The 20,226-nt window shown below is 68.1% G+C and carries 18 protein-coding genes; 7 read left to right on the top strand and 11 right to left on the bottom strand.

The genetic code is table 11. The annotated features are described in order from the left end of the window. Position 1 precedes the first annotated feature (1 nt). Complete coding sequence (locus A7U43_RS03485) at positions 2–997, bottom strand: ABC transporter permease (protein ID WP_067991158.1); 996 nt, start codon at positions 995–997, stop codon at positions 2–4. 8 nt (positions 998–1,005) lie between these two features. Then, a complete protein-coding gene (locus A7U43_RS03480; protein ID WP_067991155.1) occupies positions 1,006–1,998 on the bottom strand; it encodes a substrate-binding domain-containing protein in 993 nt (330 codons plus the stop codon). 200 nt (positions 1,999–2,198) lie between these two features. On the opposite strand from A7U43_RS03480, the gene A7U43_RS03475 reads away from it, so the two are divergent. Next, positions 2,199–3,470 (top strand): sensor domain-containing phosphodiesterase, encoded by a 1,272-nt coding sequence (locus A7U43_RS03475; protein WP_067991152.1) that lies wholly within the window; start codon positions 2,199–2,201, stop codon positions 3,468–3,470. Here A7U43_RS03475 and A7U43_RS03470 read toward each other — a convergent pair. Then, complete coding sequence (locus tag A7U43_RS03470) at positions 3,451–4,317, bottom strand: HpcH/HpaI aldolase/citrate lyase family protein (RefSeq protein ID WP_231963521.1); 867 nt, start codon at positions 4,315–4,317, stop codon at positions 3,451–3,453. The two genes, A7U43_RS03475 and A7U43_RS03470, sit on opposite strands and share 20 nt — an antisense overlap. A gap of 107 nt (positions 4,318–4,424) precedes the next feature. On the opposite strand from A7U43_RS03470, the gene A7U43_RS03465 reads away from it, so the two are divergent. Then, a complete protein-coding gene (locus A7U43_RS03465) occupies positions 4,425–5,633 on the top strand; it encodes a lycopene cyclase family protein (RefSeq protein WP_418287675.1) in 1,209 nt (402 codons plus the stop codon). 92 nt (positions 5,634–5,725) lie between these two features. Continuing rightward, complete coding sequence (locus A7U43_RS03460; protein WP_067991149.1) at positions 5,726–6,505, top strand: DUF1906 domain-containing protein; 780 nt, start codon at positions 5,726–5,728, stop codon at positions 6,503–6,505. Between the two features lies 1 nt (position 6,506). On the opposite strand, the gene A7U43_RS03455 is transcribed toward A7U43_RS03460, so the two are convergent. The 5 genes from A7U43_RS03455 to A7U43_RS03435 form a co-directional block, all read right to left on the bottom strand. Then, positions 6,507–7,601 (bottom strand): coiled-coil domain-containing protein, encoded by a 1,095-nt coding sequence (locus tag A7U43_RS03455; protein WP_067991146.1) that lies wholly within the window; start codon positions 7,599–7,601, stop codon positions 6,507–6,509. A 130-nt stretch (positions 7,602–7,731) separates the two neighbouring features. Then, on the bottom strand, positions 7,732–10,632 hold the full coding sequence (locus A7U43_RS03450) for an Ig-like domain-containing protein (RefSeq protein ID WP_067991143.1): 2,901 nt from the start codon (positions 10,630–10,632) through the stop codon (positions 7,732–7,734). Positions 10,633–10,955: 323 nt separating this feature from the next. Continuing rightward, positions 10,956–11,210, bottom strand: coding sequence for a hypothetical protein (locus A7U43_RS03445; RefSeq protein WP_067991141.1), 255 nt, complete (start codon positions 11,208–11,210; stop codon positions 10,956–10,958). Between the two features lie 77 nt (positions 11,211–11,287). Continuing rightward, on the bottom strand, positions 11,288–13,861 hold the full coding sequence (locus A7U43_RS03440) for a PEP/pyruvate-binding domain-containing protein (RefSeq protein ID WP_067991139.1): 2,574 nt from the start codon (positions 13,859–13,861) through the stop codon (positions 11,288–11,290). A gap of 105 nt (positions 13,862–13,966) precedes the next feature. Further along, entirely contained in the window at positions 13,967–14,638 is a 672-nt protein-coding gene (locus A7U43_RS03435) for an ArsR/SmtB family transcription factor (RefSeq protein WP_067991137.1), read from the bottom strand. Between the two features lie 89 nt (positions 14,639–14,727). Between A7U43_RS03435 and A7U43_RS03430 the strand changes: the two genes are divergently transcribed. Further along, on the top strand, positions 14,728–16,038 hold the full coding sequence (locus A7U43_RS03430) for an MFS transporter (protein WP_067991136.1): 1,311 nt from the start codon (positions 14,728–14,730) through the stop codon (positions 16,036–16,038). Further along, complete coding sequence (locus A7U43_RS03425) at positions 16,035–17,312, top strand: MFS transporter (protein WP_231963520.1); 1,278 nt, start codon at positions 16,035–16,037, stop codon at positions 17,310–17,312. The genes A7U43_RS03430 and A7U43_RS03425 overlap by 4 nt, the downstream gene beginning before the upstream one ends. Positions 17,313–17,318: 6 nt before the next feature. Here A7U43_RS03425 and A7U43_RS03420 read toward each other — a convergent pair whose 3' ends face one another. Next, a complete protein-coding gene (locus tag A7U43_RS03420; RefSeq protein ID WP_068001799.1) occupies positions 17,319–17,846 on the bottom strand; it encodes a GNAT family N-acetyltransferase in 528 nt (175 codons plus the stop codon). 68 nt (positions 17,847–17,914) lie between these two features. Then, entirely contained in the window at positions 17,915–18,205 is a 291-nt protein-coding gene (locus A7U43_RS03415; protein WP_067991135.1) for a PLD nuclease N-terminal domain-containing protein, read from the bottom strand. Positions 18,206–18,294: 89 nt separating this feature from the next. Between A7U43_RS03415 and A7U43_RS30255 the strand changes: the two genes are divergently transcribed. Both A7U43_RS30255 and A7U43_RS30250 read left to right on the top strand, forming a co-directional pair. Next, positions 18,295–18,753, top strand: coding sequence for a LysR family transcriptional regulator (locus tag A7U43_RS30255; protein WP_231963519.1), 459 nt, complete (start codon positions 18,295–18,297; stop codon positions 18,751–18,753). A gap of 15 nt (positions 18,754–18,768) precedes the next feature. Next, complete coding sequence (locus tag A7U43_RS30250) at positions 18,769–19,242, top strand: LysR substrate-binding domain-containing protein (protein ID WP_231963518.1); 474 nt, start codon at positions 18,769–18,771, stop codon at positions 19,240–19,242. Here the strand turns inward: A7U43_RS30250 and pip are convergent. Further along, positions 19,204–20,199 (bottom strand): prolyl aminopeptidase, encoded by a 996-nt coding sequence (pip, locus tag A7U43_RS03405; protein ID WP_067991134.1) that lies wholly within the window; start codon positions 20,197–20,199, stop codon positions 19,204–19,206. The genes A7U43_RS30250 and pip overlap by 39 nt on opposite strands. Positions 20,200–20,226: the final 27 nt, after the last annotated feature.

Genomic DNA, 20,226 nt, shown 5'->3' with positions numbered 1-20,226 from the left:
GTCATTGCGACCTCCTGCGGGCGAACTGATCCACCGCCACCGCGACGATCACGAGAATTCCGGTGGCGATGTTCTGGTACAGATTGTCGACGCCGGCCTGGGTCAGGCCGTTGCGGAGCACTCCGACGATGAGCGTGCCGACCAGCGTGCCACCCACACCGCCGCGCCCGCCGAACAGACTGGTGCCGCCGATGACGACCGCGGTGATGGATTCCAGATTGGCGTTCTGATAGGCGTTCGGGTCGGCGTTCGGGATCCGTCCCAGGGCGGCCCAGGCGGCGATGGCCGCGATCACCCCGGTGGTGATGTAGACCGACAGCAACACCCGCCCGGACTTGATGCCGGAGAGATCCGCCGCTTGCCGGTTCCCACCGACGGCGTAAACGTGCTTACCCCAAGCGGTTTGACTCAACGCGTACCAGGCGGCCAGGTACACCAGCAGCATCGCGACCACACCGTACGTCGTCGCGAAGGATCCGATGCGAAAGGACGTGCCCAGGAAGGTGAGCGGGCCCTGTTCCACGCGGTAGGTCTGCGATCCGGCCAGCAGGCGGGTCGCCGCCTGGATGGCGGTGAACGTGCCCAACGTCACGATGAAGGGGGGCAGCCGCAGCGCGGTGACCAGGCCCCCGTTGACGGCGCCGAACACCACGCACACCAGCAGGGTCGAACCCAGCGCCACGAAAGGTCCTCCGGCTCCGGCGCTCTGGGCCAGCACGATACTTCCGAAGACGGCGATCGCGCCGATCGAGAGGTCGATGCCGGCGGTCAGGATGATCAGCGTCTGGCCGACGGCGAGGATGCCGATGACCACCGATTGCTGCAGGATCAGCGACACGTTCTGCGGGTTGAGGAACGAGTTCGAGATCGAGCTGAAGATGACGATGGCCAGGACGAGCGCCACCACCGGACCGAGCAACGGTTCACGCAGGATGCTGTCCACGTTGAACCGGCTCGATACCGATGGCCTCGCCGTTGTCGGAGCGTCGGTGCTCATGGGACGGTTCAGCCCCAGCAGTTCTGCTCGCCCCAGGCGGTGTCCTTGGACTCGAGCCCGGGAACCGGCTTGTCGGTGATCAGCTCCGAGCCGGTGTCGTTGAACCCGCTCGGCTTGGTGCCGTCCTTGGCGAACTTGACCACGGCCTGCACGCCCTGTTCGGCCATCTTGGCCGGGAACTGCATCACCGTCGCGCCGATCTTTCCGGACTTCACGTCGGCCACACCGGTGCAGCTGCCGTCGATGGACCCGATGGTGATCTGGTCGGCCCGGCCCGCGGATTGGATGGCCTGGTAGGCGCCTGCGGCCGCCGGCTCGTTGATGGTGTAGAGGGCGTTGATGCCCGGAGCGCGCTGAAGGATGTTCTCCATCGCGGTCTGCGCCTTGGTCTGGTCGCCGTTGGTGTTCTCCTGGCCGACGATCTCCGGTGAACCCTCGGTGATACCGAAGCCCTCCAGGAAGCCGTCGTGGCGGAAGGTGTCCACCGTCCCGCCGGGGGTGCCGTCCAGCATCACGATCTGCGCCGGCACGTTGCCGAGCGCGGCTTTCACCCACTTGCCCTGGCTGACCCCGGCGGCCAGATTGTCGGTGGCGAAGGTCGCGTCGACGGCGTCTTCGGGGTCGGTCGCGGTGTCGAGGGCGATGACGACGACGCCGGCATCGCGGGCCTTCTTGATCGCGTCGAGCACACCGGTGGAGGAGTTCGGCGTGATCAGGATGCCCTTGACGCCCTGGCCGACCATGTTCTCGATCGCCGCGACCTGGCCTTCGTTGTCGCCGTCGAAGGCTCCGGCCAGCGCGATCAGCTCGGCGCCGTCCTTGTCGGCCTGGGCCTGGGCGGCTTCGCGCAGTTTCACGAAGAACGGGTTCGAATCGGTCTTGGTGATCAGCCCGACCTTGATGCTGTCCGAATCCGACCCACCACAGGCGGTCATCCCCAGAACCAGTGAACCGGCCAGCAGGACCATCCCGACGGCGTGCGTGCTGCGCTTTGCGAACATGCGGACTCCCTTGTCCTCGGTGTGACGCGGATCGCATCACGCGGTGAGGAGGAGCATAAGGGACGCAAGCGCTTGCGCATGCGCTTTCGCAAAATGCGCCGGTTTGTCTCGGTGCGCGCCGGTTTTAGCGTTTCACCGCGCCGCAGGCCCGAACGTGATGTGAAATAGCGGGACACACGATGCCGTCGAGATGGGGCTCGATGCACAAGCTGGCGACAGTCCTTGCGGACTCTCTGGATCCGGTGTCGCTGATGAGCAGGATCGCCGAGCAGACCTGCCTGTTCACTCCCAAGGCCGACGGCGCGGCCATCAGCATCTACACCCAGGACGAGAAATTCGTCGTCGTGTCGGCGCACGGGCTGGTGGCGTCCCTGCTCGGCCTGGTGCTTCCCGCCGAGGACACCTTCCAGGGCCGAGCGATCGCCACCGGGCAACCCCAGGTCAGCCACGAAACCTCGACCGATATGTCGCTGACCCCCCAGGTCCGCGAAATCGGCAACCGGCTGGGTATTCACTCGCTGGTGGTGATCCCGTTGATGCACAACGGCGCCGCGGTCGGCGCCCTATCCGTTACGGCCACCGAGGCCAACCGGTTCAACGACGCCGACATTCTCGCCATCACCTCGATCAGCGAGTTCGTCTCGGCCTTGATCGACTCCCACGCGGAGCTGTCGCGGCTGCTCGACGACCTGCTCGGCGACCCCCGCACGCCGAACGCCGACACGGCCGCGCGGTTCCTGGCGTCGGTGTTGCTGCCCGAGGCCCTGCGCCAGGATCACTTGCACGATCAGCTCGACGCGGTGCTGGCAACGCCGTCCGAGCTGCTACCGGTCTTCCAACCGATCATCGACCTGGCCACCGGCGAGACGCTCGGATTCGAGGGGCTGTCCCGTTTTCCGGCGCAGCCAGAGCCCAACCCCGCCCGTTGGTTCGACACCGCACGCCAGCTCGGCCGCAGCTATCCACTGGAACTGTTGGCCCTTCGGCGGATCCTCTCCGACGCGCGGACCATCCCGAACGATTGTTTTGTCGCGGTCAATCTGAGTCCGCTGACCGTTCTCGACCCGACGGTGCAAGAGATCCTCACATCCGCCGAGCATCGCCTCGTGGTGGAGATCACCGAACACGAGCCGTTTCCCGAGGACTTCGCCGCCCGATTGAAACCGTTGCGGGACAAAGGCATCCGCCTGGCCATCGACGATGCCGGGGCCGGTTTCGCCAGTTTCACCCAGCTCCTGCGGCTCCGACCCGACATGATCAAGATCGACGGCGAGCTCACCGCCGATATCGAGAACGATCCCGTCAAACGGGCGCTGGCCACCTCCATCGTGCAACTCGCGGGCGAGCTGGGCTCAGCCACGATCGCCGAGGCGATCGAGAACCCCGAGCAGATGCGCGCATTGCAGGCGCTGGGCATTCAGTGCGGTCAGGGCTTCTTGCTCGGGCAGCCGGTCAGGCTCGGCGCGGGATGAGGCCGAGCTTGCAGGCGAGGTCGAGCACGGCTTCGGCGCGCGCCCGGGTAGGCCCGACGCTGCCGTCATAGGGGCCGTTGGGTGCGTCCAGCCGGTCGAGCGTGCCGCGCGCCTCGTCGATCTCCAGCGGCGACGGGCTGAGCAGCCGGTTGATCGTCTCGGCGTGGGCGAGATCCAGGCACAGCCGCCCCGTCATCCCGGCGGCCTTGGCCACCGCCGTCTCCCGGGCCAGCCGGTTGGCCGCGGTGCGCAGCGTGGGCCCGTCGATCGGTGCCGGCAGCCCCGCGGCCCGGCTGCCGATGACCAGCCTGGCCCTGGGGTAGGCCAGCACCGCGGGGTCATCGCTCATCCCGGTGTCGCGGCGGAAATCGCCGACACCGAACGCGATACGACTACATCCCGGGGCCCGCGCGATGTCGAACGCCGACTCGATACCGAGAGCGGACTCGATCAACGCCACCACCGGCGTGTCCGCCGGCAACCGCTGCACGGTGGCGGCGATGTCCGCGGCGGACTCGGTCTTGGCCAGCATCACCCCGGCCACGCCAGGGACGCCGCCCAGGGCATCCAGATCAGCCGCCCAGAACGGGGTATCGACGGCGTTGATCCGAACCCACGCCCGCCCGGTGCCGGACAGCCACTGCGCGACAGCGCGGCGGCCCGCCGGCTTCTGCGCATCGGGCAATCCGTCCTCGATGTCGAGGACCACGACATCGGCGTTGCCCTCGACCACGGTGTCGAACACCGCCTCCCCGCCCGGGGTGCCCGGCTGCAACAACCACGTCCGGGCCAACGACCAGTGTGGTTTGCGGATGCGTTCGGCGACCTGCGCTGAGACCACGCTCACGACCTCTCCCTCGACGATTGCTCGGTTCCATCGTCGAGGCCCGGACGCCGCGCCGCCAGGTTGCGCACATTATGTTCACGCGAACGCTGCGTGCGTAGGGTTCGACTGTGACCTTCGGACCACGGCTGCCCGCGATGGACATCCTGGTCGTGGGCGGCGGACCCGCAGGCATGGCGTTGGCGGCGGAATGCGCGCGACTGGGGCTGGACACCGGGTTGCTGGACCCCTCCCCCGACCGGCCGTGGACGGCCACCTACGGGATGTGGAGTCAGGAACTACCGCCGGACCTGCCGGAATCCGTGGTGTCGGCACGGGCGGCGGGCCGGGTGATCGCGCTGACCGAGCACCGCTTGGGTTGGGAGTACGCCGTTCTCGATGTGCCCGCCCTGCACCGGCATCTCGCCGACCGGCTCACCGGGGTGCACATCAGCACCGGGCGGGCGGTCGGCTCGCCGCGCCCTGGTGTGGTCGCCCTGGCCGACGGATCCGAGCTGCGCGCCGCGGTGGTCGTCGATGCGGGGGGTCGGGCTCGACCCCTCGATCCCGCCGGGGCGCGCCGGGTGCCTGCCGAACAGACGGCGTACGGTCTGGTGGTCGACGAGGCGGTGGCGGCGCCGTTCACCGAGCCCGGGACGGCGCTGTTCATGGACTGGCGTGCCGACCACGGCGAGACCGGTTGGCCGACCTTCCTGTACGCCGTGCCGCTGGGCGGCGGGCAGGTGCTGGTGGAGGAGACCTCGCTGGCCCGCCGACCGGGGTTGCCGTTGTCGGCGCTGCGCAGCCGGTTGCATGCCCGGCTGGCCCGGCACGGCGTGCCCGTACCGGAAGGCGCACGCAGCGAGAGGGTTTCGTTTCCGCTCGATCAGCCGCGGTACCGCGGTGCGGGCGCACTCGGATTCGGCGCGGCCGCGCCGCTGATCCACCCGGCGACCGGATTCAGTGTCGCCGCGTCGCTGAGGCTGGCCCCACGGGTGGCCACGGCGCTCGCCACCGGGCTGCCGGCCGGCCCGGATGCCGCGCTGGCTGCGGCGCGCGACATCGTCTGGTCGCGCTCGGCGCGCGCGATCCACCGCTTCCGCCGGATCGGCTTGGAGGCGCTGTTGCAGATGCCCCCCGCGGATGTGCCTGCGTTCTTCGAGACGTTCTTCGCTCTCCCGGCCGAGCACCGGTGGACCTACCTGACCGCGCGCGACGATGTCCGCGGGACCGCCGTGGCCATGGCCCGCCTGTTCCGGATCGCGGACGGCCGCCTGCGCCGCCACCTCGTCGGCGCGGCTGTCCGCAGGCCGGTGACCACCAATGCGTCCCGTCGCTGAGGCTCGCACCGGGCTGTCGCACGCGTAAATTCGCCGCGACCACCCCGGCCAGGTCACATTCTTCACAACGATCACTCTGTTAACATCCGGCCATGCCGGATTCGCGCGCGGTCTCCCGCCGTGACGCCCTGCGCTATGCCGCAGCGGTGTCCGCAGCCGCCGGTCTCGGCGCGGCATCGCTGGCCCACGCGCCCACCGCCGCGGCCGCGGCACCCACGCTGATCGACTATGCGATGCGCCAGATTCCGGCCCAGGACATCCGGGCGGCCGGGCATGCCGGGGTGATCAACTACGTGTCCACCTCACGCCCGGGCTCGTCGTTCGGAGCCAAACCCATCACGCTGCCCTATGCCCAGCAGTTGACCGCGGCCGGGTTGATCATCGTGAGCAACTACCAGTACGGAAAGCCCGGGGGGACAGCGCCTTCGGATTTCACCCGCGGGTACGCCGGCGGCGTCGCCGACGCCAAGACCGCCTGGGCATTGCACACCGCGGCAGGTGGCGGAAAGAGCGCACCGATCTTCTTCAGCGTCGATGACGATATCGACCGCGGCACCTGGAACAACCTGGCACTGCCGTGGTTTCGCGGGATCAACGCGGTGATCGGCGAAATGCGTACCGGCATCTACGCCGGTGTGAACCCCTGCCAGTGGGCCATCGAAGACGGCGTCATCGGCAGGTCGAGCTCGCCCGGCAAGGCCTGGATCTGGCAGACCCGGTCCTGGTCCAAGGGCCAGATCCATCCGGCCGCCGTGCTCTACCAACGCGTCATCGACACGGCCTCGAATCCGGGGCCGGTTGTCGGCGGCATCCGCGTGGACGTCAACGATGTGCTGGCCCAGGACTGCGGCCAATGGAACAAGCACCCCTGAATCAGCGGCGGGGCGTCACCGTGATGTGCACATGGTCGAAGTGGCCGTATCCCGAGGCCTGCGGACCGGCCGGCGTGTAGTAGGTGCCGCGCCAGATCACATCCTGGAGCCCGAACCGGGCCGCGTTGTTCATCGCGAACGCCATGATCTGATCACCGAGCGCGATGCCCTCGGGGCTCCCGGAGTTCGGGATCATGATGTCGATCGCCAGGCCGCTCGGATGCCAGGGCTTCGAGTCCGGCCGGACGCCGCCGATCTCGCCGATCTGCGGGAACTGTGCACTGACGGCCCGGGCCGCCAGGATCGCATTGGGCTGCAGACCCGCCTCGTTGGCGACGCCCACGGGCAACGCCGCCTCCGGGATATCCATGACGGCGGCCGCGAGGGACGGTGCGGGGGGCATCGCGACGATGGCCGGATCGGTCGGGGCCGGAGCTGGGGCCGCCGGCGGCGGCGGGGCGTTGTCGACCACGGCCTGCTGTTGCGGGGTCAACGCCGCATACTGCGCCTCCGCGGCCGCGATCTGCTTCAACATCTCGCTGAGCTTGGCCTGCAGTTCGGCGCGCACGGCGGCGGCCTGTTCGGCCGCGGCCCGTGCACCGGCGGCGGAACGCTCCGAGGCCTGGACCGCGGCGGCCGCGCGCTCCCGTGCCGGTTTCAACGCCGCCATCTGGTCGGCGGTCTGAGCGGCCACCGCTCGGTGCAGTGCCATCTTGTCGATCAACTGTTGCGGTGAGCCGGCGGTCAGCACGGCCGCCAGCTGCCCGGTACCACCGTTCATATAGGTCATGGCGGCGACGCGATCCGCGGCGTCCTGATAGGGCGCCAGCTGCGCGGTCGCCGCTTCCAGGGTGGCCAGGTCGGCGCGGTGACGGTTGTCGGCCGCGATCTGGGTGGCCAGGGTGGCATCCACCTGGCGTTGGGCGCTGGTGACCGCCTCGCGACTCTGCACCGCCTGCGCGGACAACTCGCGGAGTTCGGCCAGCGCGTCAGCCGCCGGGTCGGCGTTGACATCGCTCATCGTCACGGCCAGTGCCAGCAGGGTTGCCGCTGATCCGACCGTCATTCGCCGGAGTGTGTGGCGCACCCGGGTCATACGGCTAGTCACGGCCCTTCGCGGTCAAGGACCGATCCCGGCCCGGCTTCGACGTCTCGGACAGGCTACGAACTGGCGGTGGCGATGTCCACCCGACCAGGTGAGGCGGCCGCCGGTGAGCCGCGCTCGCCTAGAGGGGCGACACGAGCTGACTGGCCGAGCGGAACCCTCCTCCGACCGCGGTGATGGTGTCGCCGGGGACGAATGCGACGTGGGCGTAGCCGTTCTCGTCGGTGGTCGTCGTCACCCCGCCGACGGTCACGGTGGCGCCGCGCACCGGCCGGGGCTGACCGTCCTCCGCCACGGACGCGGTGACGCGAACGCTGTCGCCGGCCACCGAGATCGCGAGCTGAGGCTGGGTAATGGCGGGGAGTTCGGCCTGGGTGGGCACGCCGCTGTAGGTCACGCCGTTGATCTCGGAGGTCACCTCACCGGAGAACGCGTTGGACTTGCCGACCTTGATGGTGCCCGCCAGATAGCCGGTGCGCTCACCCGTGCTGGTCAGATCGGCTTGCCACACGGAGTTGCCCATCGGGTTGAAGACAGTGACCTTCTCGGTGCCGTTGATGAAGGTCTTACCGTCGTCGGAGTAGTTCTCATAGGTCACCGAATACTTGCCCCACGCGAAGATGCCGCCGTAGCGCAGCGTCGCGGTCCCCGAATAGGCGCCCTTGAGCTCCCGGGACCCCACTTGGCGCCCCATCATCGGGTGGTAGTCCTTGACCGGAACCGACCACGTGGCGATGGCGGCGGGATCCTGGTGCACGGGTTCCAGCGCCGCCGTCGGCGTGCGGGAGGGGAAGCTGATGATGCTGATGCGCCACGGGGTGTCCGGAGCTCCGGGGGTGGCGCCGTCGGGGCGTTGCTGCTCGTTGATCACCGCACGGGTGGAGTCGGGGAACCAGCTCCACCCGCGGATCGTCCAGTCGGGGTCGACGACGATCGGTTGGCCCGCGTAGCCGCCCAGTTGCTGACCGGCAGAGAGGTCCATCATCCAGGGCTCGTTCATCGAGCGCCGGTTGTTCCAGAGGCTGACCCTGCCGATCTGGGGGAAGGCCGCACTGTCGAGCAGCGAGGGCCGCTGCAGAGCGGTGAACACATCCATGCGGTCCAGGCCGCGCGCCGAGCTGTAGTACACCCAGTTTCCGTCCGGCGAGACGTCGCCGGATTCGTTGTAGTCCAGGTCGCTGGTCAGTTGGCGCCGCTCGCCGGTGAGGGTGTCCAGCAGGTAGATGTCGTAGTTGAGGCCGGTGGTGGTCGTCTGGTACTTCAGATAGCGCCCGCCCGCATGCCAGCTCGCGCCCTCGTAGAAGCGGGTGGCGTTGGCGAAGTCCAGCGCATAGTCGGTGCCTTCGTCCCACTGCGGACTGAAGATCCGCTGTTCCTTGAGCGTGTAGCCCTTCTCGGTGGCGACCAGATTGGCGATGCTCATCCGCGGCCCGGTGAAGATGGTGTTCTCGGTCCAGGTGACGTACTCACCGAACGGGTCGGGCTTGGCCTCCCGGTTCTGCGTCGGCAGCAGGCCGAACCAGCGCCCGTCCGAGGGGAACTCGACCTTCTTGACAGTGCGCTCACCGCACGACGTGATCGACCCTTCGCACTCCAACACGGCGTAGGTGATCGCTCCGGCACCTCCGAGCGGATCATCGGCGGATTGCTGTCCGGAGGTGTTGGCGAACCAGATCCTCTTGTTGTCCTCCAGCACCCGGGCCTTGGTGGCGTTGGGCACCAGGCCGCAGGAAAGGCATTGGTACTCGCCGCCGTCCAGATTCGACACGCCGATGTGGGTGTTGCCGCCCACCTTCACCTCAAGGAGGAGGTGTTCGCCGTCCGGCGTCAGGTCCGCGCCGGTGACGGTGTGGCCCTCCGGCACATCGAAGGTGATCACCTTCTCCACCTCGAACGTCTCCAGCGGGGGTGCCGACGATTCGGTGCTCGACAGCGCGGCGACGACGACGGGAATCCGGGCGGTCGGAACGCCGCGATCACGGGCGAACAGCGTCGACAGCAGATGGTCCTTGCCGTCACTGACCTTGACGGTGAAGAAATCGACGCCACCGGAGTCGGCGAGGTCCGGGGCCGGCGTGAACGTGAAGTTCCCGGTGAGCTCGTCGATGACGATGGTGCCCGAACGCGGGCCGGTCACCAGTGTGTACGTCAGCCGGTCACCCTCGGGGTCCACCGCCCCGATATTGCCGGTGATGACGCCGCTGCTCGCGTCCTGCAGATTGAGGCTGGTGCTGTACTCGATCACCGGCGATCGGTTGAACAGCGTGCGACGGATCCAGCCGAGCAGGGTCCAATCCACGTCGGCCTGCGGCGGCGCGGGTGGCGTCGCCGTGGCCGCGGCGCTCGGGATCGCGGGGGCGGGGTTGGCGACGGCGCTGTCCACGTCGGTGACGGCGGTCAGGACCGGCGATGATGCGGCCGGCAGCGGATCCGGATCGGCGGACAGTGCTGGTTCGACGTCCTCGGCGGTCGCCGGCGTATCCGACCCCGCGGTCGGTGCCGGTCCCGCCACCTGGTCGAGGGCGGTGGGCGAGGCCAATTCGCTTGCGAGGTCGTCGGTATCGGATGTGTCGTCGCCGATCTCCTCGTCGTCGTCGCGATCGCCGGTCAGTGTCGGCGCATCGTCGGAGGCGATGTTCTCGTCGTCGGTATCCGCGTCGTCGATGTCCGCGCGGTCCGCTGACAGTTCTGCCCGCTCGGACCGATCCGTGCCGTCCCGTTCGGGAGGCGACGGGCGGGTGGCGTCGTCATCGTCGGGCGACCCGGCATCCCGCGATGCGGAGGACGAGACGGAGTCGGATTGACTCGCGGTGTCGGCGTCGGCTACCGCTTGTCCGGACGCGACGGCCGCGATGACATAGGCAGCGACCGCCACCCCGCCGACCTGTGCGGCACGCTTACCGATGTGCGCGACGGTGGCGAGGGGCGGCGGCGCCGTGCGCGGGTGACCGTCGTCGGACGCTGTCGGTGCGGCGTGAGCGGCGGCCGGGTTCTCCGGCGCGGGTTCCTGGTGAGCAGCCAATGTCCTGGATCCGATCGGGTGGTGACGCGCGTTGACGCTGACGTCAGTAACATACAGACCGGAATGTATTGGGTCAATGCTCAGTGCCTGCAGCGCTGAGCGACACTGCCGACCCCGCGGTTACCGACCTGTGCACGGCACAGTTTGGCGCCACGCCAAGGTGCCAAGCCGGACAGAGACTTACGGGCGGGGAATGTCGGCAGCGCCAGCCGCCCGGAGGCACCCAACCGACCTCGCCACCCGCGCTACGGTGCGCGCGATACATTCCGATGCGTAGGTAACTTCACTGATCTCGGCCGCACCGGCTCACAGATGTGCGCCGATCAGGCGCCGGAGGGCACCGGGTAGCGGTCGTTGACGTCGGCATTGGACGCCTTGCGGGCACAGTGCGCGCAGCAGAAGATGCCCTCGTCCGCTTCGATACCGTGGCCGAGGATTCGGCACCCGCAGTGCGCGCATTCGGGTGCGAGTTGAACGGCCGCACATTCGACGCTGTCGAACGTGGCCGAACGCCCGTCCGGGAAGGTCACCGAGAACGCCTTGTCGTAGTCGTTGCCGCAGGTATCGCAGATGGTCATGAGATCTCCTTGGTATCGCCGTTCCGGCATGGGTGCCCGGCCGGCCGGAGCGGCAAACGGTCCGACGATGTGTGCGGTCAGTCGCGGGTTGTCACCGCTGCGGCCGCGACATCCTCGAGGATGGTGACGGTGCCGCTGCCACCGTCGACCCGTACCCGCTGACCGGTGCGGAGCCGGTCGGTCACACCGGGGATCCCCGCCACCGCCGGAATTCCGTATTCCCGCGCGACCACCGCGCCATGCGATACGACACCCCCGACCTCCATGACGAGGGCTCCGGCGATCAGAAACAGTGGCGTCCAACCCGGGTCGGTGGTGTCGGCGACCAGGATCTCCCCGCGTTGCAGTTCGGCGCCGACCGGTGAATCGAGGATGCGCACCACACCTTCGTGCACGCCCGGTGACACCGCGGTGCCCACCAACGCATCCGGCCCCGCTTTGCCGGAATGCCTAGGGCCATAGACGGTCTCGCCGTCACTGACCAGCAGGCGCGGAACGGTGCGTCGGCGCATCTCCCGTTCGAACTCGTGCCGTCCCGCCGCAGCCAGCGCAGTGAGATCCCCGGTGTGTCCGGCCACTACAGCACGCAGACCGCCGTCGTCCACAAAGAAGATGTCGTCGACGGCGGCGAGCCTGCCGTCGGCTACCAGGGCGGCACCCGCCCGTTGCAGTGTGCGTCGCCCCAGCGCTATGGCCCGCACGATGTCGAATTTGGGTTGCTCACGCATCCCGCCGAGAGCGCGGTACCGATTCAGCAGATCGTGCAGCAGCGCTGCCCGGGTTCGTCCCTTGACCTTGCGCACGCGGGCAACCAACTGTTGGGCCGCCTCGCGGGCCTCAGCCGCACCTGTGTCGAACCGGGTCGCGGCCTCACCGGCCACCCCCGAGCCCAGATATCCGTGGATCATTTCCACGACGTACGTCGGGTTGTCGTTGAAACGTGGTAGTCCCATGTCTATTTCGCGGTCGGGAGCGCGATGCCCGTAGCGGGACAGGAAATCGGTGACCGCAGTGCTGTTCGCGAGAGGTTCGGTACCAGCTCGTGCATACAGGTCGGCCAGGTGCGCGAGTTCTGCGCCCATGGCCATGGTGGGGTCGTTCGGCAGCCAGCGCATGACGGGTTCCCAGCCCGACGAGCTGCCCAACCAGCGCATCAGTAGCCGTTGGATGAGGACCTTGAGGATCTCCTCGGCGTACACGGCGGGTAGCTGTTCGGTGATCACCCGGCAGGTCCTGGCCGGCAGGTCGCGCAGCACAAAGTCGACGAGTTCCGCGGGTGTAGCTCGGGTGGCTGCCTGTCTCCCGAGCTGCGTCAACTCGGTCTCCGCGGAGCTCACCAGACGGCGTCTGCGCCGGCCTGGGGCCGCGACGGCGACTCCGGCAGCCCAAACGATCCTCGCCACCGTGGCGGCCGCGCCGAAAGGCGGCAGCCAACGGCGAGGTCGGGGTAGTCGAACGGCGTTCTCCCCGAGCCATTCCTGCAGGGCCGCAGCGGCCGTCGGATCCTTCGCGCGCACGCTGAAGAGCACTCTGGCAGCCAACCGGGGACGTTGCAGCAGCTCGGTGACATCGATGAAGATTCGGCCCGCCACGACGGGCAGCCACGGCGGGGGCGCTGTGCCCGCGCGCGGTACCGCTCCCGTGGTGAGGTAGGTGATCCACGCGGTGGTCAGCGAGCGAAAGTACGCATTGCCTGCCGGGGTGAAGGGCTCGCTGATCCCCTGGGCGATGAGCATCGCCGGGATGTAGGCACGCAACCCCGGCCGCGCCGGGGGCAACGGGTACAGCGAGGTGATCGCCCGTGACTGCAAGAGCCAGCACCGCCCTTGTGACACAGCCCATTCAATATCCTGTGGGGCGCCGAAGATTCTGGCTCTCCGGGCCCCGAGCTCGACCAGCATCCTGCTCTGGTCGGCGCTCAACACACCGTGAGCGGGCCCGGAGAGCACCGCGGCAGTGTCGGCATCGATCGTCCACCGCTGCGGTGTCAGGCGTCCACTCACCACCGCTTCGCCGAGCCCGGCCGTGGCCTCGACGACGATGCGGTCTCGCCGTCCCGATACCGGGTCCGCGGTGAACAGCACACCTGCCGCCTCGGCGGGCACCATCTTCTGGACGACGACGGCCACCGCGATATCGCCTGATCCGATTCCCTGCCGACCGCGGTAGCTGATCGCCCGCGCCGTCCAGAGCGACGACCAGCACCGGCGCACTGCGTCGCACAGACTCTCGCGACCCACGACGTTGAGCACGGTCTCCTGCTGGCCGGCGAAACTGGCCTCCGGCAGGTCCTCTGCGGTTGCCGAGGACCGCACGGCCACCGCCCCTTCACCGAGCGCGGTGTAGGCCGCACCGATCGCCTCCCGCAGCGCGGCGGGCATCGGCGCGGATTCCACCGCGTCACGCAACCTCGCCGAGACGACATCCAACGCCACGGACCCGTCGACGAGGCCGGCCATCTCGCGGTGGATCACGTCCTCGATCCCGTGGTCTCGAATCACCTGGCGATACGCCGCAGTGGCGACCACGAAGCCTCCGGGCACGGGCAGCCCCGCCAGCACCATGGTCGCAAGATGGGCGCCCTTGCCTCCGGTCAACGCGGCCTTGGTGGCGTCCGGGTCCGACAAGGCAATCACGGCGCTGTCGCTCATGTTTCGTGACCGTAGGCCCGCGATGGGCCCCGGCCGAGGGCCGGAAGACCTCATGGTGTTCGGCGTTCGGCCTCCGACAGCTCACCTGTTGAGAGCCAGCGGACCTCACTGGTCGCCGAATGCCACCGGCTGGTCGGCCAAGCGCCATTCGAGCATGCCGTCGCTGAGCCGGATGGCACGACGGCCCGCGCTGCTCAGTAGCCGCACGGCGTCATAAGCGAAGGAACAGTATTCGCCGCGGCAGTACACGACGACCTCACGGTCGGTGGGCAACTCGTCGATGCGATCGGCGAGTTCGTCGATCGGAATCGACACCGACCCTGGGATGTGCCCGGCGGCGTGTTCCTCGCGTGGGCGGACATCGAGGACCACTACTGCGCCGCTCGCCGACCGCGCGGCCAGTTCGGCTCGGTCCAACGCGTCGACCGGGTGCCCATCGCCGAGCAGGTACGCATCGCGGGCGGCGGGAACTTCGGCCTGATGGCGCTCGGCGACCTTACGGAACAACGCGAAGAGCTGCGCGACGTCTTCACCGGCGAGTCGGTAGAAGATCCGCACCCCGTCGCGTCGGGTCGCGACGAACCCGGCCGCCTTGAGGGTCTGCAGATGCGCCGAGGCCGTCGTCACGTTCAGACCGGCCCCCTTGGCCAGCGCATCGACGGTGCGCTCGCCCTGAGCGAGCAGATCCAACAATTCCAGCCGACTGGCGTTGGACAGGGCTTTTCCGCTGGCTGCGAACGCCTCATACAGCCGCGTCTTGTCCGGCGATCTCTCCACGGACTTAGTATTCCACTATTCCATGGATTAATGTACTGTGTCGTCGTAAGCGGTCCCCGGAACACCCGGTATGCGTCAGGGAGACACCGATGCCATCCACCGAGCGGTCGCGCAACGCCGGCCTGACCGGTCGCGGCGTGCAGCTCGGGCTACGGGAAAACTGGGTGCAGTTCGCGTTCCTGGTCATCGTCAACATCTGCGTCGGCGCACTGGTCGGACTGGAACGCACCACCGTGCCCTTGATCGGTACCGAGGTGTTCGGGCTGACAAACGATCTCGCGGTGTTCGCGTTCATCATGGCCTTCGGCGTCACCAAGGCCCTGACCAATCTCGCCGCCGGGGCCCTGACCGGACGCTTCACCCGCAAACAACTCCTGCTGACCGGGTGGGCGCTCGGCATACCGGTGCCGTTCATGTTGGCCTGGGCCCCGTCCTGGTGGTGGATCATCGCCGCCAACGTCCTGCTCGGCCTCAACCAGGGCCTCACCTGGTCGATGACCGTCAACATGAAGATCGATCTGGTCGGTCCCGAGCGCCGCGGTCTGGCGACCGGCCTCAACGAGGCCGCCGGTTACGTCGCCGTCGGCGCCACCGCCTTGCTCACCGGATTCCTAGCCACTTCCTACGGACTGCGGCCGGTGCCCGAACTGATCGGCGTGGTGTTCGTCGTTGCCGGGCTCGGGCTGTCGCTGGTCGTGCGCGATACCGCCGCCCACCTCGCGCTGGAGCTCTCCCGCCATCCCGCGCCGAACCCGGCAGAGCGAACCGGGTTTTGGGCAATATCCGCCCGCACGTCGTGGCGCGACCGCAGCCTGCGGGGCGCCAGTCAGGCGGGCCTGGTGAACAACCTCAATGACGGACTCACCTGGGGTGTGTTTCCGCTGCTGTTCACCGAACACGGGCTGGGCCTGGCCGCAGTCGGTCTCATCAAGGGGCTTTATCCACTGCTGTGGGGACTCGGGCAGATCCCGACCGGCCACCTTGCCGACCGCGTCGGCCGCAAACCGCTCATCGTCGCCGGCATGCTCGTCCAAGCGCTCGCCTTCGTCGTCGCCCTGGGCCTGCTGCAGTCGCCGCTACTGGCCGGCATCGCCTCGGCGATCCTGCTCGGCATCGGTACCGCCATGGTCTACCCCGCACTGATCGCATCCATCTCCGATCACGCTCACCCCACCTGGCGAGCCAACGCGCTCGGCACGTACCGGTTCTGGCGCGATATCGGCTATGCGGCCGGCGCATTGGTGGCCGGCATCATCGCCGACGTGCTGAACCTCGAAGCCACCATCGTCGCCGCCGCCGTCCTGACCGCCGGTTCCGGTCTGCTCGCCGCGTACTGGATCACCGAGAACCGCACCGGCTCATCCGGTGCCCACCCCGCGACGAAAACGACCCTCCAGTGACCGCGGCCAACGGCGCACCCGCCACCGACGAGATTCAGGCTGTGCAGCGACGCACTCTGCGGGTGCTCGTCGGTGCTCAGATATTCAGCGGCGCCGGACTTGCTGCCGGCATCACCGTCGGTGCCCTGCTGGCCCAGGAGATGCTCGGCTCCACGGGGTTGGCCGGTCTGCCCAGCGCGCTGTTCACCATCGGTTCGGCGGCCGCCGCCGCCGGCGTCGGACGGCTCTCACAGCGCTTCGGGCGACGCATCGGCCTGGCCGCCGGATACGCCACCGGCACCGTGGGCAGCATCGGCATCGTCGCCGCTGCCGTCGCCGACAACGTGCCCCTGCTGTTCATCGCGCTGTTCATCTACGGTGCCGGCACCGCAACCAACCTGCAGGCCCGCTACGCCGGTGCCGACCTCGCCCACCGCGAGCGTCGTGCCCGCGCCATCAGCACCGTCCTGGTCGCCACCACCGTGGGAGCGGTCATCGGTCCCAATCTCGTGGGCACCCTCGGCGAGCTCGCCGACACCATAGGTGTTCCCCGCCTCGCGGGGCCATTCCTGCTCGCCGCAGTTGCGTACGGGGCGGCCGGGATCGTCATCTGGATCCTGTTGCGCCCCGACCCTTTACAACTCGCCGCCAGCCTGCCCGAGCCGCAGCCAGCGATGGACGGCGACGCACCGGCCCCCGTCTCGACGTGGAACCGTGCCGTACTCGCGGGGACGGCGGTCATGATCATCACTCAACTGGTGATGGTTGCCATCATGACCATGACACCGGTCTATATGCAGCATCACCACCACGAACTCGCCGCGGCGGGACTGGTCATCTCCATCCATGTCGCGGCCATGTTCCTGCCCGCACCCATCTCCGGATATCTGGTCGACCGTTACGGCACTGCTGTCACCGCCGCGTTGGCCGCACTCACCCTCATCGGTGCGGGGGTGCTGGCGAGTGTCGCACCCGCGCACTCCGTGGCCGCGCTCGCGGCTGCCCTCGCCCTGCTCGGCTTCGGATGGAGCCTTGGCCTGGTGGCCGGTACCACCGTCATCACCACCTCCACCCCGGTGACCACACGCGCCAAAACCCAAGGCACCGTTGACCTGTTCATCGCCGTGGCAGGTGCGGTCGGTGGGCTACTGTCCGGACTGATCGTCGCGCGCACCAGCTATCCCACGCTGGCGATTCTCGGCGCGGTCACCGCCGCCACCCTGGTGCCGATCCTGCTGCTGGGACGTAGGACATCACCGCCGACGGCGGGAATGGCCTCGGAGGCCGGTGAGTGACCGAAATCAGGGGCGGCCGTCGGTCGGGCGCAGCGTGCGCTGATAGCGGACTTCGTCCACCACATCGTCGCCAATGGTGTCGGTCCGCCGCGTCCCGTGCCACCGCCATCTCGCCGATTCGTAGAAGCGCCGGGCCCGGACGTTGCCGTCGAGCACCCAAAGACCGGCGATGGCAACGCCTTGGCCGCGAAGCTGCTCGCAACCGGCGGTCAGTAGCCGCTGCCCGATGCCGGTTCCCCACCGCACCGGGTCGACGTAGATCGCCCAGATCTCACCCTGGCCGCGCAGGTCGTCGTCTCGGCTCAGACCGGTGGTGACGTGCCCGCAGATCGCATCACCGTCCACCGCCACCTGTGTGTACGGACCGCGCAGCGGCATCCGGTCGAAACCGTAGCGCTGGGCACGATCTTCCGGGCGCAGGGCATCGAGATATTCCTGCGCGATGAGTCCCCGATAGCCAACCTGCCAGGACCGCACATGCGCCCGCGCGACGCCCGTGGCATCGTCCGGCGTCGCCGGCCTGATCTCGATCATGTCCACCCCGAATACCCTGTTCGACCCGTTCCTGCACCATCGTCGCAGCCAAACATCAACCGGCCAAGTCATTTTCGGTGCACGTCGGGTCTGGGGCTCACTGGATGCGTGGCCGGCGCCTCTTCCGTGTGGGTCGCGGGCCGGCCAACCAGCAGCCACATCAATGCCCCGGCTGCGGGCAACAGCATGACGGCCGCGATCCATGCCGCCTTCTCCCCCGGGCGCAGTGGCTGGTGATCAACTGCCATCACGTCGCCGATTGCCCATGTCCACAGCAGCGCCGCCGCGCAGACCACAACTTCTTCCACCGCAATGACTCCCGCATCATCGTCCGGCTCCGCCGGAACGGTGTCGAACAAGCCTGCCCGCCTTGGGCATGCTCAGCCTCGCCGCTGGGCATCGTTCACACAAGCAACTTATTGTGGATCGATTGTTTAGAGTTCACTTCATGGATGTGGAGCGCCTGCGCCTACTGCGCCACTTCGCCGAACACGGCACCGTGCACGCCACCGCCGAGGCGCTGTCCTTGACGCCGTCCGCGGTATCCCAACAGCTCAAGCGACTTCAACGGGAGGCCGGCGTCGAATTGCTCGAGCCCGTAGGTCGACGCGTGCGCCTCACCGAAGCCGGCAAGGCACTCGTGGCGCGCGCCGATGACATCCTCGCCGCCTTGGAGCGCGCGCATGCCGAAATGGAAGGCTTCCGGACCACGCCGCGGGGCGTCGTGCGGGTGGCGATGGTGCCATCTGCGGCGGCGATGCTTCTTCCCGGCGTCATTGCCGAGGCGTCCGATATCGGGGTCGAGGTGATCGCCCACGATATCGACCACTCCGCCGACCGGAGCCCCGAGCTCCTCGGCGAGCACGACATCGTGATCATCGACCGCGATGAACGCGACGCTTCGTGATGGGGCCCCAGGTACATGTCGACATTCCTGATGCGCGAGCCACTGGACCTCCTGCTGCGCCCGGATCACCATCTGGCCGACAACGAGTCCATCGCGTTGCAGGACCTCGCGCATTGTCCGTGGATCAGTGTCCAGATCGGGCGTATGGCCGACGATGTGATGCGCTCCCTCGCCGCCATCTCCGGGGTTCAGCCACGGATAGTGCAGCGCATCAACGACTTTCGCGTCGTGGAAGAACTCGTGTTGTCGGGGGTCGGCATCGCCCTACTCCCCCGCTATGCCCCCACGGTTCGTGAACTCATCCGCAGACGCATCGACGGCGTCAACGTCGCACGCCGTGTCGAAGCCATCACCCGCACCGGTACCGCGACTCGACCCACGATCACCGCCATGCTCGACATCCTGGCCCGGGTCGCGGGTAGATCGACCGGTGCGGCTGATCCCCCGCAGCTACGACCACCGCGGCGTGCCCGTTCCGGGGCGATTTGAGGTCGGCAGGGCAGTGCCGGCAAAACGCGCGATCGCGTCGGTGAGCGCCGCGTGCATGGTCGAGCTGCCGGTGTGTCCGGAGTCCTCCACTACGACGAGTTCCGCGTCGGGCCAGGCCCGGGCGAGCTCCCACGCGGTCAGCAACGGAGCCGAGAGATCGAGCCGGCCGTGGATGAGGATGCCGGGAATACCGGCAAGCGCGGGTGCGCCGCGCAGTAGTTCGTCCTCGCCTAGCCAGGCAAGGTGAGCGAAGTAATGCGTGCAGATCCGGACGAATGCCATACGCTCCGCACCGACCCTGGCACTGTACTGTCCTGGCGCGCCATGGGTCTCGTGGGCGATCACGGCGTCCTCCCAGGCGCACCAGTCACGCGCGGCATTCTCGACCACCTGCGGGTCTGGATCGTTCATGAGCTGCCAATAGCCCTGAACGGGGTCGCCGTTGCGCAGCGGTTCGGGAAGACCGTTGTGGAAGCGCTCCCACTCGTCAGGGAGGAGTAATCGCAAACCTCGATAGAGCCAATCGATCTCACGCGCTCGGGTCATCGTGACCCCGATCAGGATGATTCCATCGACAAACTGGGGATGGCGTTGCGCGTAGGCGAGGATCAACGTGGACGCCCACGATCCCCCATGCAGCAGCCAGCGCCGCACCCCCAGGTGGTCGCGTAAGGCTTCCATATCGGCCAGCAGATGCTCGGTGGTGTTGACGGACATGTCTGTACTCGGATCGGCGGCGCTGGGGACGCTGTCCCCGCATCCGCGTTGATCGAACGAGACGACGTGAAAAAGGTTCGGGTCGAACGCTTTATGGGCGGTGCGGGACCGACCGCTGCCCGGGCCGCCGTGCACCAGCAAGACGGTTTGCCCCAGCGGGTTACCCCGGGACTCCCAATACAGCTTGTTGCCGTCACCGACGTCGAGCAGACCTCGGCGGCGCGGCTCTGCTGTGGCCATGGCATTCTCCCTACACGGCACGATAAG

Origin of the sequence: Mycobacterium adipatum (assembly GCF_001644575.1) — a bacterium.
Lineage (GTDB): Bacteria > Actinomycetota > Actinomycetes > Mycobacteriales > Mycobacteriaceae > Mycobacterium > Mycobacterium adipatum.
The sequence above is the reverse complement of the archived record's forward strand: the minus strand, read 5'-3'. Positions and strand labels throughout refer to the sequence as shown.